At 67.6% G+C, this 15,250-nt stretch carries 18 protein-coding genes; 8 read left to right on the forward strand and 10 right to left on the reverse strand.

The features are described from left to right. Nucleotides 1-3: 3 nt before the first annotated feature. The 4 genes from Q664_RS34370 to Q664_RS34385 all read right to left on the reverse strand — a co-directional run bounded on the left by Q664_RS34370 (nt 4) and on the right by Q664_RS34385 (nt 3,904). Nucleotides 4-1,188, reverse strand: a complete 1,185-nt coding sequence (locus Q664_RS34370; protein ID WP_043405569.1) for a PilW family protein — start codon at nt 1,186-1,188, stop codon at nt 4-6. Between the two features lie 9 nt (nt 1,189-1,197). After that, entirely contained in the window at nt 1,198-1,710 is a 513-nt protein-coding gene (locus Q664_RS34375) for a prepilin cleavage protein (protein ID WP_152622507.1), read from the reverse strand. A gap of 107 nt (nt 1,711-1,817) precedes the next feature. Continuing rightward, nucleotides 1,818-2,492 carry a pilus assembly FimT family protein gene (locus tag Q664_RS34380; RefSeq protein ID WP_052519023.1) on the reverse strand — a complete coding sequence of 225 codons (675 nt, stop codon included), beginning with the start codon at nt 2,490-2,492 and terminating at the stop codon, nt 1,818-1,820. A gap of 455 nt (nt 2,493-2,947) precedes the next feature. After that, nucleotides 2,948-3,904 carry a DHH family phosphoesterase gene (locus tag Q664_RS34385; RefSeq protein WP_043405455.1) on the reverse strand — a complete coding sequence of 319 codons (957 nt, stop codon included), beginning with the start codon at nt 3,902-3,904 and terminating at the stop codon, nt 2,948-2,950. A 239-nt stretch (nt 3,905-4,143) separates the two neighbouring features. On the opposite strand from Q664_RS34385, the gene Q664_RS34390 reads away from it, so the two are divergent. Further along, entirely contained in the window at nt 4,144-4,377 is a 234-nt protein-coding gene (locus Q664_RS34390) for a hypothetical protein (protein WP_043405458.1), read from the forward strand. Between the two features lie 60 nt (nt 4,378-4,437). On the opposite strand, the gene Q664_RS34395 is transcribed toward Q664_RS34390, so the two are convergent. Both Q664_RS34395 and Q664_RS34400 read right to left on the reverse strand, forming a co-directional pair. After that, nucleotides 4,438-4,683 carry a hypothetical protein gene (locus Q664_RS34395; RefSeq protein WP_043405461.1) on the reverse strand — a complete coding sequence of 82 codons (246 nt, stop codon included), beginning with the start codon at nt 4,681-4,683 and terminating at the stop codon, nt 4,438-4,440. 179 nt (nt 4,684-4,862) lie between these two features. Next, entirely contained in the window at nt 4,863-6,347 is a 1,485-nt protein-coding gene (locus Q664_RS34400; protein WP_043405464.1) for a TolB-like translocation protein, read from the reverse strand. A gap of 131 nt (nt 6,348-6,478) precedes the next feature. Here Q664_RS34400 and Q664_RS34405 point away from each other — a divergent pair, with 131 nt between their 5' ends. The 4 genes from Q664_RS34405 to Q664_RS58250 all read left to right on the forward strand — a co-directional run bounded on the left by Q664_RS34405 (nt 6,479) and on the right by Q664_RS58250 (nt 9,486). Further along, nucleotides 6,479-7,270, forward strand: a complete 792-nt coding sequence (locus Q664_RS34405) for a TatD family hydrolase (RefSeq protein ID WP_043405467.1) — start codon at nt 6,479-6,481, stop codon at nt 7,268-7,270. 34 nt (nt 7,271-7,304) lie between these two features. Further along, a complete protein-coding gene (locus tag Q664_RS34410; RefSeq protein WP_043405470.1) occupies nt 7,305-8,171 on the forward strand; it encodes a tRNA threonylcarbamoyladenosine dehydratase in 867 nt (288 codons plus the stop codon). Between the two features lie 191 nt (nt 8,172-8,362). Then, nucleotides 8,363-8,836, forward strand: a complete 474-nt coding sequence (locus Q664_RS59495; RefSeq protein ID WP_160174562.1) for a hypothetical protein — start codon at nt 8,363-8,365, stop codon at nt 8,834-8,836. After that, a complete protein-coding gene (locus Q664_RS58250) occupies nt 8,833-9,486 on the forward strand; it encodes a hypothetical protein (protein WP_075207591.1) in 654 nt (217 codons plus the stop codon). Before Q664_RS59495 ends, Q664_RS58250 begins: the two co-directional genes overlap by 4 nt. Nucleotides 9,487-9,581: 95 nt before the next feature. On the opposite strand, the gene Q664_RS34415 is transcribed toward Q664_RS58250, so the two are convergent. The 3 genes from Q664_RS34415 to Q664_RS34420 all read right to left on the reverse strand — a co-directional run bounded on the left by Q664_RS34415 (nt 9,582) and on the right by Q664_RS34420 (nt 11,640). Beyond that, nucleotides 9,582-9,950 carry a hypothetical protein gene (locus tag Q664_RS34415; protein WP_052519024.1) on the reverse strand — a complete coding sequence of 123 codons (369 nt, stop codon included), beginning with the start codon at nt 9,948-9,950 and terminating at the stop codon, nt 9,582-9,584. Then, nucleotides 9,947-10,585: a hypothetical protein gene (locus Q664_RS61495; protein WP_075207592.1), complete on the reverse strand. Its 639-nt coding sequence runs from the start codon at nt 10,583-10,585 to the stop codon at nt 9,947-9,949. Before Q664_RS61495 ends, Q664_RS34415 begins: the two co-directional genes overlap by 4 nt. A gap of 101 nt (nt 10,586-10,686) precedes the next feature. Then, nucleotides 10,687-11,640: a PD-(D/E)XK nuclease family protein gene (locus Q664_RS34420; RefSeq protein ID WP_043405474.1), complete on the reverse strand. Its 954-nt coding sequence runs from the start codon at nt 11,638-11,640 to the stop codon at nt 10,687-10,689. Between the two features lie 115 nt (nt 11,641-11,755). Here Q664_RS34420 and Q664_RS34425 point away from each other — a divergent pair, with 115 nt between their 5' ends. From Q664_RS34425 to Q664_RS34435, 3 genes are all read left to right on the forward strand, one after another. Further along, entirely contained in the window at nt 11,756-12,565 is an 810-nt protein-coding gene (locus tag Q664_RS34425; RefSeq protein ID WP_043405477.1) for an SDR family oxidoreductase, read from the forward strand. Nucleotides 12,566-12,578: 13 nt separating this feature from the next. Beyond that, nucleotides 12,579-13,709 (forward strand): A/G-specific adenine glycosylase, encoded by a 1,131-nt coding sequence (gene mutY / locus Q664_RS34430; RefSeq protein ID WP_043405480.1) that lies wholly within the window; start codon nt 12,579-12,581, stop codon nt 13,707-13,709. Nucleotides 13,710-13,847: 138 nt separating this feature from the next. Beyond that, nucleotides 13,848-14,063 (forward strand): DUF2934 domain-containing protein, encoded by a 216-nt coding sequence (locus Q664_RS34435; protein ID WP_043405483.1) that lies wholly within the window; start codon nt 13,848-13,850, stop codon nt 14,061-14,063. An 83-nt stretch (nt 14,064-14,146) separates the two neighbouring features. Here Q664_RS34435 and Q664_RS34440 read toward each other — a convergent pair whose 3' ends face one another. Continuing rightward, nucleotides 14,147-15,238, reverse strand: a complete 1,092-nt coding sequence (locus Q664_RS34440; protein WP_043405486.1) for a uroporphyrinogen decarboxylase/cobalamine-independent methonine synthase family protein — start codon at nt 15,236-15,238, stop codon at nt 14,147-14,149. Nucleotides 15,239-15,250 lie beyond the last annotated feature (12 nt).

Below are 15,250 nucleotides of genomic sequence, written 5' to 3' on the forward strand. Positions count from 1 at the left end.
GGGTCAGCCTCCCCATGAAATGTCAGTGGGCTCGTCACCCACCTCGGGAATGAAAGCGGAGCGGGACAGCATGTTTGGCACACGCACCGTCAGGGTCATGTTGGTCCGGTAGTAGCCGTCCGCCTCCACGGCTTCGTTGGAGTCTTCCAGATCCACGCGCTCGAAGGCACGGCGCCCGTTGGATTCGGCGCGCGTCGAGCGCACGCTGATGCTCAGGCGCACCGCCCGGATGTTCGCGGGGTGCTGGTTGTAGCGCGTCGCATCGTCGTAAGCCGTGCCATACACGGGCGCCGGGGTGACGTCCGGGTCGGGGAAACGCTCCGAGTCGTCGCTGCCCACGTCTCCCAGCACCCAGTTCGAGGGATCCGAGCTGGCATCCACCGGAGGCAGGACCGTGGCGTGGACGCTGTTGGGCAACGGGCGGTTCATCACGTAGGCCACCTGGAAGGACTCCACATCCGCGGCCAGGGGCACGGCATTGGCCAGGTCCAGCGTGTCCAGGCGATCGAAGGCCATCAGGAACGGACGGCCATCCAGGTCCATGATGCGGACGCGCAGCTCATGCAGGAGCATGATGTAGGGCGCATCCGTCCCGGTCCAGGACAGACACCCGGCATCCGCGCCCACGGAGGACAAGCGGGCGTCCACCGCGAAGTTCTTCGAGCTGATGGTGTCGGACTGCAAGCCTCCCGCGCTCACCCGCAGGACCACGTAGTCACGCCCGCCCCGGCACGACACGAGGAAGCGCTGGCTCTCGGGAAAGTCCACGCCGAACGTATCCCCGCCCTGCAGCTGCAGGCCATCGGCGGCGGTGTAGAAGCCCCGGCGCAACCACGAGGGATCCCGGTAGCGGAAGGCCAGATCATCCGTCACGGACTGGGGAACGCCGGGCGCGAAAGCGAGAACCTGATTGGCCTTGGGGGCCAGGGTGGCGTCGAAGTCGAAGGCGAAGCGGGGATCCACTCCATAGCCGGCCATCCGCAGCCGCTGCTCGATGAAGGTCGCCGCCGTGCGCGCCCCCTCCACGGCCACCTTGACGCGCGACTCGGCCTGATAGGAGCCCTGCACCGCCAACACGGAGAAGGCCACGGCGAAGAGGATGATGCTCGTGGTGGCGGCACCCACCAGGAGCTCGACGAGGGTGAAGCCGCGCGGCGCGTGGGATGGGGGGGATTTCGAACGCGTCATGAAGACCACTCAGATTTCGATGTTGGTCCCGTTACCGAACGGGCTCGCGTCGTAGAACCCGACGAACTGCCGCAGGAAGCGCCGGCGCCCCAGCTCGTTCCACGACACGACGATCGCCACCTCGTCGATCGACACATTGGCGACCGGATCCAACCGCGACACCCGCACCAGGACCCGGCGGAAGCGCTCCCTGTCCGTCTTCGGGTAGCCAGGCAGCAGCCTGTCGGCCTCGTCCGCGGTCTCCTCGAAGGCGTCCAGATCCATGATGCAGCGCACCGCCCACGGCTCCGCGCCGGGATCCAGACTCTCCAGCCCGCCGGCCAGCTCCTGCACGCTCGCGCCCGCATGACAGGCCGCGCCCGTGAGCATGCCCTCGACCACCCGATGCCGGCCCAGCGTGTCCAGCGCCACGCGCACCTGGGAGCCGATGCCCGCGGCGCGGCTGGCCTGGTTGGCCATGGAGTTCTGCTCGCTGGCCACCAGCACGCCCTGGAACACGCCCAGCAGACCAATGAGCAACACGACGGAAGCCACCATCCCTTCGATGAGTGACACTCCGCGCGGAGCGGAACCCATACGGCGGACACGGCGTCGGGAAGAGAGATCCACGGCAGAGCCTCCGATCGGCATCAGTGGGAGAAGGCCGCCACGTAACCCGTGGGACCCGCGATGGCGAACAGGTATTCGGACTTGCGGTCCTGGCTGCTGAGGGCCAGTCCCTGGTTCTTGGTGAAGACGTACTCGCCCTGCCCATTGACGAAACGGGCGCTCCCATCCGGGAAGAAGGCGATGGCGCCACGCAGCGGCGCCCCCGAGCAGAAGCCACAGGTCCGCACCTGGAGCGCCGCGAAGGGCTGAGCGTACTGCCCCGCCTCACCGGGCTTCAGCGCCTCGAAACGCACTCCCTTGCTGTAGTCCTCCAGGAAGTACGACGCCGACACCAGGGCCGAGCCCCTGGGATCCATGGCGAAGAGGCCAGCGGGCGCACGCACGTAGCTGCTCCCGGAGTCCTCCACGAGGAAGAACGCGCCCGGGCCTCCCTCCATCGCCTTGCGGCCGGCGGACGGATACAGGAGGACCCACATCGGATAACCCCGCGAGACCGCCTGGGCCCGCGCCGTGGTCAGCACGCCCTGCATGTCGAACGCGGCATTCTGCAGCGCCCCACGCCGGCCCAGCGAGTCGAAAGCCACCATGGACAGCGCCGCCAGCACGCCGATGATCGCCACCACGACCATCAGCTCGACGAGGGTGACTCCCCTCATGCGCCGCTCGTGCTTCGCTGGAATTCCCTGGGTGCGCATTTGACCAACTCTCACTGGGAGAACAGATTGCCCGGCTTTATGGGAAATGTAAATAATTCTCAGCCCATCGAAAGATGGATGGTCAACACCTTTTGGGAGGAAAGCCGATCTCCGGGGTTGCGTCCCTCCCCGCGGAAGAATCCCTCAACGCACCGAGAAGAAGCAAACCGGCCCACCTGAGAGGAAGGCTCCCAGGAAAACCCGGCTACGTCTATTCCCGGGCAAGCCAACGCCAGACAGCTCGCCCGCTCCGGAGTCGCTGGCCTGAAGCCGCGCCCCGCGTTGCGAGCCTGCTGGAAAAATGGCGGAAAACCGATCACATCGGGGACGCCAAGCAAACGGTGGGCCGCCTGCCAACCCCCCGAAAGCACGACTGTCCGGTGGCGATCACCGCAGGTGTTGCGGCCCAGACCCTCGCAAACTTTGCGAGGTGCGCAAAATGTAGTGGGTCCGGATTAAGCGGACAGCTCGGACAGGATTTCCGTCCAGGCGGAGCGGGCACGCGCCAGCTCCCCGGGCTTGAAGCTGATGGCGGCCACCACGGGGTGCCCGCCGCCGCCGTAGCGCGAGGCGATGGCGGCCAGGTCGTGCCGCCGCTCCTGGGGACGCCACGGGTTGGAGCCGAGCGACACCTTGGCGCGCGAGGGGCCCTGCCCCACCCAGAGGGTGTAGCGGGCCTCGGGATAGAGGGCGTAGGCGATGAACTTGTTGAGGCTGTCCACGCCCTCGTCCGCCAGGTCGAAGGAGACGACGCCGTTCTCGTAGCGGGCCTTGGCGCGCACCAGCTCGATGTGCTGACGGTGGCGCTCGAGCAGCGGCGCCAGCGGCGTGGCGATCAGCGGCGAGGCGGCGATGGCGGCCAGCGAGTCGGTCTGCATCCGCTCGATGACCTGGGGAATGAGCGCGGGGTCCTTGTTCGCCTCGAGCACCGTCATGATGCGCAGCGCGGGCTCCTCCAGCGCCACGGCCATCTCCGGGTTGGGGAAGAGCGCGCCGTCGATGATCTCCGCCCAGTGCAGCAGCTCCTTCAAGGGAGAGGGGTCCCACCCGAAGCGCTCGCGCGCCACGTCCGCCAGGTACACGGTGCAGCTCTTGCGGTGCGCGTCGTGGAACTTGTGCCCGCTGGTATCGGCGCGGAAATGGGCCTCGTCCCCCGGCTGCTGGAAGGCGGAGACATGGTGATCGAACCACCAGGTGAGCCGCGCGTCCTGGCTGTAGCGGAAGTCGACGATGACGTTCTCGTCCCCGGTGAAGACGGCCGGATCAATGGCCGCGCCCCCCGCCTGGTGGGACAGGCCCCGGTAGCTGAAGCGGGCATCCGGGCGCACGCGCTCGCGGTAGAAGCGGGTGAAGACCGCCGCGCTCGCGGCCCCGTCGAAGCAGCTGTCGTGGAAGAGAACCTGGACGTTCATGCCGGTGGCCTTACCTGACTCCCATGTCAGATGTGTACGAAAAGCCTCAACGAAACGAGTCATTCCCCCACGGAACATTGAACGAAGTTTGGAATCCCTCCCCCGGGTCCGAGGCAAGTGGTGACTGCAAGTCCCTGATTCTTCGAGACAGGCAGGCGGACGAGCCCCTGGCATGCCGCATGCATTCCATTTGGGCCTGTTCAGTCCATCGACCCACGGGCAGCAGGTGGGAGGACACCATGGCCAAGACGGCGACACGCAAGCGCGGTTCGGTCCAGCGGCAGGGACGCAGGACAATGCCCACGCCCCGGAGGAGCACCCATCGCCGGGCGGCTCCGGCGTTGCTCACCCTGGGAGATCTCATCGCGGCGGCCTACGACACGGCCGGCGGAGAGAGCTTCGAGGTGCTCAAGCTCGTCACCTCGCAGCAGATGACCCGGGCCCTGGGACGGCGCATCGTCCTGGAAGGCTGAGTCTCCCCTCCCCCACCGGCCTCGTGGCCCCAAGGGAGTGGTGAGCCCACGCGGAGGCCCTCAGGGCACGTCCGTGATGGAGATGTACTGCTTGTCGGTGGGCTCGCCCGCGAGCAGCTTGCCGAGGTCCTCGGCGTTGTTGGGGTGCACGAGGAAGGTGCCCGCGGGCGTCTCCATGCGCACCGGCTCCGGTACTCCCTGCACGTCCCCGGCGGGGCCTCCGCTTCCAGCGACGGAGGAACGCGACGACGGCAGGGTCGCGCAACCGGCCAGGGCCAGCAGACAGAGCACGGCGTGGAGCTTCATCCAGGTCCTCCCCAAGCAAGAGCGGCCCGCGGCGCGGGAACGGGGGCGCCTGGGTACGTCGCTTTGGCCCGGGAGGCAAGTCCCCGGCCTCCGGACGCGGCCGACTGTACACAGGACAACGCCCGCGCCCCGTGGCTTCCGGGACGCGGGCGCCAGGCCCTGCTCCATGCGTCAGGGGACTACCGCGGCTGCCAACGCGGGCGGTGGTCGTTGCCCAGGCCCGTCTGCACCCTCAGGGTCGTCGGGGTGAGCACGGTGGCCGGCTCGCTGCTCAGGGTGCCATCCGCGTTGATGCCGCGCACGTAGAGGCGCTGGCCCTGGATGTAGGCCACGTAGCGCCCATCCGGAGAGACCGAAGGCAGGGTGGCGTTCTCCGACACGAGGACGGGAGCCCCCGACGCCTGGCCCGTCGTGGGATCGATGCGCTGCAGGTAGACGTTGGGTCCCGCCTGGGCCCCGCAGGCCTCGGCCCCCGTGTTGCCGCAGATGATGGAAGGCGCCGTGTCCCCATCGGGGTCGAAGTAGAACGCGCGGACGTAGGCGACGTACGTGCCGTCCGGCGCCCAGTCGTGGGCGGTGATGAAGGACTTGAGCTCACCGCCCGTCACGGCCGTCGGCGTGCTCACCGTGGCGATCTCGTTGGAGCTCGCCGCCCCCGCCGCGGGCAGGGTGAGGAGCTTGTAGAGGGACTGCGAGCCATCCGCGAAGTTCGTCGAGCCGGTGCTGGCGAGATAGAGCAGGAAGTCCGTCACCCGGTTGTAGCGGGGCTGCTCACCGCCCGAGCTCCCGCCCACATCCGAGGATGAGCCCCCGAGCGTCACCGACAACAGGCCAGAGCCCGCGGCGCTGTAGAAGAGGCTCTGGTCGTCCTTCCACGAGGGGAACCCCCCGTTGGGGCTGGCCGTCTGGACGAGGGCGCTCAGGATCTCGAAGACGGAGATGCCCGTGATGCTCGCCCCCGACTTCCGGGTCCAGGCGACGTTCGACGACGGCTCCCACTCCATGTGCCGGAAGTCCTCGGTGCTGGCCGCCGCGGCGGTGGTGAGGTCGGTCTTCTGCCCCGTGGCGAGCGGAATCGTCCGGGAGACGAGCACCGGGCTGCCCGCGGTCTCCTCCTGCACGAAGGCCACGGCCGAGCCGTCCTTGTTCCAACGCGGGAAGCGGCTCGCGCCCGCGGCCTCACTGAGCTCGAACGGCGCGGCGCCCGCTTCCGCGCGCACGGCCACCGCCTCGATGGGACCGGCCCCGCTGTTCACGGAAGCCGTCACCGCGAGGTGCAGCGGCTGGCAGGTCTTGCTGCCCGTGGCCCCCTCGCACCGCAGGCCGCCCATGCAGTTGATGGAGTCGGTGCAGGGACCATCCTTGCCCACGGTCATCGTGCCCGCGTCCGTGCCCGCATCCGTACCGGCGTCCGTGCCCGCATCCGTACCAGCGTCCGTGCCCGCATCCGTGCCCGCGTCCGTCTGCGTTCCCCCATCGGGGATCGGCGTGGGAGTGATGTCCTGTTCCTGGCACTTGTTGTCGACGCAGGCCCACCGCTTGCCTTCGCCCGGCTCCCCTTTCTCGTTGAGGCAGTCGATCTGATCGACACACTCCTCCGTACAGCCCGTCGCCACCATCATCAGCGCGCTGACGAGCGCACCCAGGACAACACGCTTGGTCATATGGATCCTCCGAAACCGCCGCGTGCGTATAGGCTCGCTCCCCTGGCTTCGGGGACTGAACCTGGGCGCCACATCGCGGCGGCTGTCGCGGGCTGAACGGCGGACGAACGAAGTGCCACCGGACCTTTCCGATGATTGACACCCACTGCCATCTCGACGCGTCGCGTTTCGAACCGGACCGGGACGAGGTGCTCGCCCGCGCCTGGGCCGCCGGACTGCACGGAATCCTCGTCCCCGGTGTGGGACCGGACAACTGGGAGCCCCTGCTCGCCATGTCCCGCGCCGAGCCGCGCCTCCAGGTAGGACTCGGCATCCACCCCCAACTGCTCCCCGACCTCCCACCCGAGGAGGACGAGGCACACCTCGAGCGTCTGGATGCACTGCTCTCCCAGGGCGGCGCCATCGCCGTGGGTGAGTGTGGGCTGGACGGGCCCTCGGCCGCGGGCGCGCCCATGGAGCGGCAGGTGGCGGTGCTGCGGCGGCACCTGGCGCTCGCGCGCAAGCACGACCTGCCCGTGCTCATGCACTGCTTCCGAGCGCACCCCGCCCTCATCGAGCTCTTCAAGCAGGAGCCCCTGCCCGAGGCCGGCGTGCTCATGCACAGCTACGGCGGGGGCGTGGACCTGGCGCGCTTCTACATCCAGAAGGGCTGCCACTTCTCCTTCGCGGGCCCCGTCACCTGGGCCGAGGCACGCAAGCCGCTGGACGCCCTGCGCGTCATCCCGCCGGATCGGCTGATGGTGGAGACGGATGCCCCGGACCAGGCGCCCACGCCCCACCGGGGGCAGCGCTCGGAGCCCGGCTACCTGCCGCACATCCTCGAGGGCATGGCCCGGGTGCTGGGGCAGCCGGTGGAGGAGCTTGCCCAGCGGACGACCGAGAACGCCCGCCGCCTGTTCCGGGAAGCCTTTCCCCGGCCTTAGCGGTAGGGAGGCGGTCGCGCTATAGAGGCCCTTCATGAATCCGCAGCCCACTCCCCCGGAAGCCGTCCCCGCCGCCACTGGCACCCCCGCTCCCTCGGAGCCCAAGCCCTTCAAGCTGCACCGGCGCTTCGACCGCACCGGCCGTCTGCTCGGAGACCCGGCGATGGAGCGGCTGGCGAAATCGCGGGTGATCGTCTTCGGCCTGGGAGGCGTGGGCAGCTACGCCGCCGAGGGCCTCGTGCGCAGCGGCATCGGCCAGCTGACGCTGGTGGACTTCGACACCGTGTGCGTCACCAACGGCAACCGCCAGCTGCACGCCACCGCGAAGACGGTGGGCAAGCCCAAGGCGGAGCTGATGGCGCAGCGCTGCAAGGAGATCAACCCCGACGCCCAGGTGCAGGGCCTGCGCGAGTTCTACCGCGACGAGCTGGCCGACCAGTTGCTGGCCCCGGGCAGCTACGACTACGTGGTGGACGCCATCGACAACGTGAAGGCCAAGCTGCACCTGCTGCACCGGTGCGTCAGCCTGGGCATTCCCGTGGTGAGCTCCATGGGCGCCGCGGCCCGCCTGGACCCCACCGCCATCCGCGTGGAGGACCTGTGCGAGACGCACATGGATCCCTTCGCCAAGGACATCCGCAAGCTGCTCAAGCGCAAGTACGGCGTGCCCACCGAGCGGCCCACGGGCATCACCGCCGTCTACTCCATCGAGCAGCGGCGCCAGCCCCTGTCCCTGCGCTATGACTCGGACGACGGCTTCTCCTGCGTGTGCCCCAACGACAACGACTTCCACAGCTGCGAGCACCGCAACCAGATCGACGGCAGCGTGGCCTTCGTCACCTCCGTGTTCGGCATGAACGCGGCCGGTGTCGTGGTACGCCGCCTGTCCCAGGGACGGTGAGCCGGAACCAGCGGGGTTTGAGTTCGCGACGGAAGAGCTGGCCTGGAGAGGAGCGGTTAGCTCCACTCTCCCCCTGATTGGAGCTTGATGTGAACTGGTCACTTATTTCCTACACACATGGGACTACCCTGTCTGGCACTCCGGCAAGCAAGCATGATGCAGTACCTTGGTAGTCGCTATATTCTCTGTCCATGCCGTTCGAGCCAGATGTCATCGTCACTGCATCCGAGGGACTTGGAGTCTCGCTTGTAGCCGAGGTGAAGCGCTCCTTGACCGACAAGTCACACGCGGAAGAACAGCTGAAACGGTACATGGTCAGTATGCGATGTCCGGTTGGGCTGTTGGTTACACCGGAAAAGCTCTGGATCTATAACGACAGTTACAGCCGCCCTGGCTTGGCATCCGTCGAGTGCGTGGGTGAATTCCCGCTCACAGGGCTTCGAGTCCTACCGATGGATGCTGCTGCATTTCCTTCCCAACCTGCTTTCGCCCTGGAGCAGGCGTTTCAGCGCTGGCTCGAAGGGATCTCAACGGACTCAGAGCGACAGAAACTCCCGCCAGGACTGAGAGAGGCACTTGAGGAGTATGTCGTCCCCGCGCTCAATGAGGGTCAGGTGCGAGCTGCCGGACCAAGGAGCGCCCTCTCATCCGGCGTTGCTAGATGAAACACGTCTTCGTCGAAACCAACTGGGTTGTCGATGTTGCCACGCCTGAGCACCATCGAGTTCCCGCTGCCCTGGAACTCCTGGAGCGCGCGGGCCGCGGGGAATTGCAACTACACCTTCCATCCATTTGCATCACCGAAGCCCGGCGGACGATTCCAACCAAGTTCCAACCCAGGCACGAAGCCGACGCGATCCGCAAGTTCCTGTCCTTGCCACGACCCGGCTCGATTACTGATGCCGACGCGCAGACCGTGCGACGTATCCTCGGAGTGTATGAGCAACAGGTCAAAAAAGAACTGAAGCAACTCGAAGAGACGCTGCGATCGTTTTTGAAGAAGCCAGGGCTTGAGGTATTCCCGCTCAACGAGCGGATGTTGGAGTACGAAGTCGAGTTAAGCCCATTAGATCTCGGGCTCCAGTCCTTCGATCATGCCGTACTTGCCTCCGTCCTGGGTCGAGCGGACGAATTGAAGGCAGCCGGCGAGTTGGATTTGGCCTTCTGTGAACTCGATTCGCATCTCCAGCCCTGGGATAAAGACGGTAGAGCGAAGCAACCTCTCGCGAACTTGTACGATGAACGCTGGATTTGGGTTTATGGGAACTTCACCCTGAAAGACCCTGCTCGCCCCCCGGATTGGCCATTCCGCTAGCTTGCCTGATGCGGCTCGAAGCTTACGCGCACCCTGGCCAAGCACTCCAAGTCGCGCCAGATGCTCGCGACCTGCTCCACGCAATGCCGTGGTTCTCACTCCAGCGTGCGTTTCTCGAGAGAGGGGGTCGGGAGTAGCAGTCTCTTGTCGAGGTGGCGGAAATAGAAGACGGCGTAGGGCTGGCCGGAAACCAGGACATAGGCCCCATGCGGCGGTTCCGGGTGCTCCTTCAACCAAGTCTCCGCCTCCTCGCGAGAGCCAAAGGACGCCAACGTGGGAAGTGTGCCCTCCGGACTGTTCCAACTCTGGAGAAACGCCTCGAAGGGATAGAAGTTGCCCGTCACCTCAATGAAGTCCAGAGCGAAATAGGCAACCGCCAGGAGTTCTTTCTCTTCCGAGGAGGCGCTTGTCCGAAGGCGTACGAGCAACTCCCGCACCTGGGGAAGAAGTTCATGCATGTTCATGGGGACACCGTCACAAGGCGCGGGTCAGCAATGATTTCCGACGAGGCCAACAGCATGGCAGGTGCGAGCATGAGAGCCCCAGCCCCAGCGGAAACCACAACAAAGACCACTCCCGCGATAACAACGCCGCTTCCAACCACAACCGCATGGCGGTTGCGTTTCAGCCATTCAATAGCGCTATCTGTGGCAGTGAATTCTTGAGTCTGGCGCCCTCGCAGTTCTTGCAGTTCCTCACAGTCCCGGTAGGCCTGCCAGCATCCATCTCTGCAGATGCGGCGATGTGCGCCACTTCCTTGCTTGACATGTTCATATCCGGGAGCAAGGGGCCGTTCCAAGCAATTATCCTGACAATCATTGAACTCCGCATGGCAGTCGCGCGGACTAGCCGCAGTAAAGACAATGCTCGCGGACAGCCTGTTGCTGCTTGACAGGTAGTGAAACTGCGAGAAGTCGAAATCTCCAACGCTCCGCCAGGAGTGGGTTGCCTGCCCGTCGGCTGTCTCCTCGATAAGGAGCACGAGCCCCATGAGTTCCTTGGAACTGACAGGGGATGTGTGACGAGTGGCGCTACAGGAAGTCAGCAGGACAATGAAGATGGGGGCAAGGAATCCTGCGGATGTCTTCGGGGTATTCATCCAGAAACTCTGAGGACTGGCTGCGAATGATGTCAAAGGGATTCCGGCACGCCTGTCCCACTACACCAACGCCCCCACTCATCAGCCCTCGCCCCTTGGACTCAGGCCACCTTCGCCGCGGCGGCCTCGCGTCCACAGGGCCGGCGGAAGGCGCAGCGCGTGCACGACGACAGGTTCTCCGTCTGCGGGAAGGCGGACTCGTCCTTCGGCGTGTTGCTGGCCGGGTCCGCCAGCAGCTCGCGCATCCGCGCCACGCTCTGCGCGAAGCGGACCTTGAAGCCCTCCACCGCGTCCGCGTCCACCTGCACCTGATGCTCCACCCCGTCGTTCAGGTACACCAGCGACGCGCGCACCTTCTCCATCGGCAGCCGGTAGCGCTGCGACACGTACAACGCGTACCCCAGCACCTGCTCGTCGTACCCCTCGCGCACCTTCCCCGTCTTCCAGTCCACCACCACCGGCGCGCCCTCCGCGTCCACGTACGCGAAGTCCGGAATCGCGAACACCTTCACCCCGTCCATCGTGAAGGTGGAGAAGTCCGCCCCCGCGTCCACCTCCAGCCACTGTGCCGGCTTCAGCCCCCGCGCCAGCTCCGGCCAGCGCGAGCTGAAGAACCACGCCAGCGCCGAGCGCACCGTCTCCCAGTTCTGCTTCCACGCCTCGTCCGCGACGGACTCGTCGTACTCGTGCTCCACCAGCCCCGAGAACGTCTTGCGGTACTTCTGCGTCCAGTACGACTTGCCCCGCGAATAGCGGAAGTCGTCCTGCATCAGCTTGCGCGCCCTCGCCTCCACCTTCTCCGGCTCCACCGCCCGCCCCGCACGGATGTCCAGCAGCGCGTCCTTGATGGCGTCATGCACGATGCTGCCCGCCCACGCGTAGCGGTTGCCCAGCTTCTTGAGCACGTACAGCTCCCGCACCTCCTTCGGCGCCCCTGACTCCCAACCGCCCCAGGAGCGGTAGTAGTAGAAGTAGTAGGCCCTCAGGCATTCCTGGAGCTTCTCGTGACGGCTCTTGGACCAGGAGAAATCGTTGGCGAAGGAAGTGCGCCGCATGGGAGGCCGCGCATCCTAGACGCTGGCTCGCTGAAGTCGAAAGAGGGACAGGCGTGCAGGCACTCCCCAGCAGGTCCTTTTCCCGCTCCCGCCAGCCGCTAAGGTGCCCCGCCTCATGGCCACCAGAGACTTCCAGGGCAAGGTCGTCCTCATCACCGGCGCCTCCAGCGGCATCGGCCGCGCCGCCGCCTCCGCCTACGCCTCCCAGGGCGCCCACATCGTGCTCGCCGCCCGCCGCGAGTCCCAACTCCAGGACGCCGCGCGTGAAGTGGAAGCACTCGGCGTGCGGGCCCTCCCCGTCCGCTGCGATGTCACCGTGGAGGAGGAGGTGCACCGTCTCATGCGCGAGACGGAGACCGCGTTCGGCGGGCTCGACATCCTCGTCAACAACGCCGGCCTCGGGCTCTACGGCCCCGTCGAGGGCTTCAGCGAGGCGCAGTTGCGCCAGGTCTTCGACATCAACTTCTTCGGCCTCGTGCGCGTCACCCGCGCCGCCCTGCCCCTGCTGCGCAAGCGCGCTCCCGGCTCCCAGGTCGTCAACGTCAGCTCCGTGCTCGGCCACCGTGGGTTGCCGCTGCTCGGGGGTTATGGTGCCTCCAAGGCCGCCGTGAATCTCCTCACCGAGTCCCTGCGCGCCGAGCTCGCCGCCGAGGGCATCTCCGTGCTGCTCGTCTCCCCCGGCCTCACCGAGACGGAGTTCCGCGATGCCCGCCTCAACGCCGAGGGCTGGAAGCAGGACGCCATCCCCTTGAACGCGATGAGCTCCGCCACCGTGGCCTCCGCCATGGTGCGCGCCAGCCGCCGCAAGCGCCGGGAAACGGTCCTCACCCTTCCCGGCCGCGTCATGGTGCTCGCCAACCGCTGGGTCCCCGCCCTCTTCGACCGCGTGGCCCGCCGCATCGTCAACGCCGCCAAGGCGCCGTGAGCCCTCCGCGCACATGAGCTCTCCGCGCAAGCGCAAGGCGTCCTCCCCCGCCCCCCTCGTCGAGCCCGCGCGCCGTGAGGCCATCCGCGCCGGGTTGCTCGCCTGGTACGACCGGCAGAAGCGCGACCTCCCCTGGCGCCGCACCCGCGACCCCTACGCCATCTGGCTCAGCGAGGTCATGCTCCAGCAGACCCAGGTGGCCACCGTCATCCCCTACTGGGAGCGCTTCCTCCAGCGATTCCCCACGGTGGAGGCGCTCGCCGCCGCGCCCCTGCCCGACGTGCTCGCCGGGTGGCGCGGGCTCGGCTACTACTCGCGCGCTCGCAACCTGCACCGCGCCGCACAGGAGATCGTGTCCCGCTTCGGCGGCAGGCTCCCCTCCACCGCCGCCGAGCTGCTCACCCTCCCCGGCTTCGGCCGCTACACCTCCGGGGCCGTGGCCTCCATCGCCTTCGGCGAGCCCGCGCCCCTCGTGGATGGCAACGTGGCCCGCGTCCTCTCGCGCCTCTTCGAGGTCGAGGGCGTCCCCGGAGACAAGGCCCGCGAGGCCCGGTTGTGGGAGCTCGCCACCGCGCTCGTCCCCGGCGAGCGGCCCGGTGACTTCAACCAGGCCCTCATGGAGCACGGCGCCACCGTGTGCCGCCCGGAGAATCCCCTGTGTCTCCTGTGCCCCGTGCGCGAGCAGTGTCTCGCGTACCGTCATGGCCGCGTGGACGAGCTGCCTCCCGCCAAGGTGCGCGCCGCCCCCAAGCGCATGACGCTCGCCGTCGCCGTCTGGGCCCATGAGGGCCGGCTGCTGCTCGCCCGGCGCGCCGAGAAGGGTCTCTTCGGCGGCCTCTGGGAGCTGCCCGCCGCCGAGGTCGAGGACGACACGCCCGACCCCGACTCCGCCACGAAGCTCGCCGAGGCGCTCGGCGCGGAGGTCCGTGTGCGGGGGCACCTCGGCACCGTGCGCCGGCAGCTCACCCACCGCGCCCTCTCGCTCCGGCTGTTGCGCGTCACCGGACGTCAGCACCCCACCCGCGCCCCCGCCTTCCAGGAACTGCGCTGGTGCACCCCCGATGAGGCCTCCTCGCTCGGCATGAGCACCGCCATGCACAAGGCGCTCGAGGCCGCTGTCAGCGCCGGTGCGCTTCGCGACTGAGGACCGTCCGTTGGAGGACAGACTCCCGTTCACCGTGTCTCTCCGACAACGGAGGCTCACGGGGCCAATTTCCCTCCCCCGGCCCCATGCCGATGCTGCGGGCCGCAGTCTTCCCTTGCTCCTGGAGGAGAGCCCCGCATGGCACGTACGCACTCCAAGACGTCCCACAACGCACCGACCCAGCAGATGCCGGAGACCCCGGCTCGCAATGCCTCGGCCTCCCACCGCAACGGCCCCACCCATGAGCAGATCGCCCGGCGCGCTTATGAGCTCTTCGTCGCTCGCGGCGGCGGCCACGGTCAGCACGAGCAGGATTGGGCCCAGGCCGAGCGCGAGCTGAAGCTCGGACGCTGAGTGCCGGCGTAGACCCTCCCCCCCCGCCCTCTCCCAGAGGGAGAGGGGGCTTGCCACGGATTCAATCCCTCCGGGGTGGGGGCTCAGCTGGCGTACGGGGACCTCGGGGTGGACTGCTCGGCTGACAGTGCCTCTCGGAGCCGCCGCTGGGCCACCTTGAGTTGCTCGAGGACTCGCTCCGCGTCCACCACCGTGCGCATCGCCAGCCCACACGCCGGCGTCAGCAACACCTGAGAGCCCACTCGCTCGAAACCGTGTCCCGGTGGCAGCGCCGCCTTCAGCGATACCTCCACCGCGTCCACCAGCTCGTCCACCGCGTAGGTCGACGCCAGGTCCGTGGGGATGATGCCCAGGCTCAGCGTCGCCCCCGACTCCAGGAAGCGCGAGAACGCTCCCGACTCCTCCAGCACCGCGTCCAGCGACAGCCTCACGTCCAGCGACAGCACGTCCAGCCCCGCGTCCAGCAGGTTCGCCCAGTCCGTGTTGCCGCAGCAGTGCACCCCCACCAGCGCCCCCTCGCGCTGCAGCGCCACCACCAGCAGCCGCAGCTCCTGCATCGCCAGCAGGTGCCTCGGGTTGGAGCGCTGGAAGGCGTACAGGCCCGGCTCGTCCAGGAAGAAGAGCGGCGTCGTCCCCGCCCGCCTCAGTGCCTTCACCATCCCCAGCGAACGCGCCAGCACCAGCCGGAAGATGGCCTCGTCCAGCCCTGGCACGTCCAGCGTCGCGTGCCCCTCGCTCGTGCGCGCCACCGAGCGCACCGTGAAGGGCCCCGCCAGCTGCGCCTTCGCGAACGCCAGCTTCCGGTTCTCCACCTCCCAGAGGAACGGCCTCCACGCCCGGCAGTTGTCCAGCGAGGGCTCGAAGGCCTCCAGTGCCCCCGAGGACAGCCCCGCCTCCAGCCGCGCCAGGAAGTCCCCGCGCCCCGCCTCCCACGCCCCCAGGTCCACCGTGCACATGCCCTCGTCGTCCCACCTCAGGCCCGGCAACCCCTCGAGCGCCTGCGGAATCATGAACTCCGCGGGCCTCCCCACCGGCAGCTGCGGCAGGAAGGGAATGTCCAGCGCGAGCGCGGCCTGCAGGCCCATCTCGAGCTGCGTGTGCGGAAGACTCCCGATGCCCGTGGTGGCACACGTGGGGAGCAGCTGGATGGCCCGGCGGATGTTCGGCGCGCTCATGCGCCCGACTCT

Origin of the sequence: Archangium violaceum Cb vi76 (assembly GCF_000733295.1) — a bacterium.
In the GTDB taxonomy this organism is placed as follows: Bacteria; Myxococcota; Myxococcia; order Myxococcales; family Myxococcaceae; genus Archangium; species Archangium violaceum.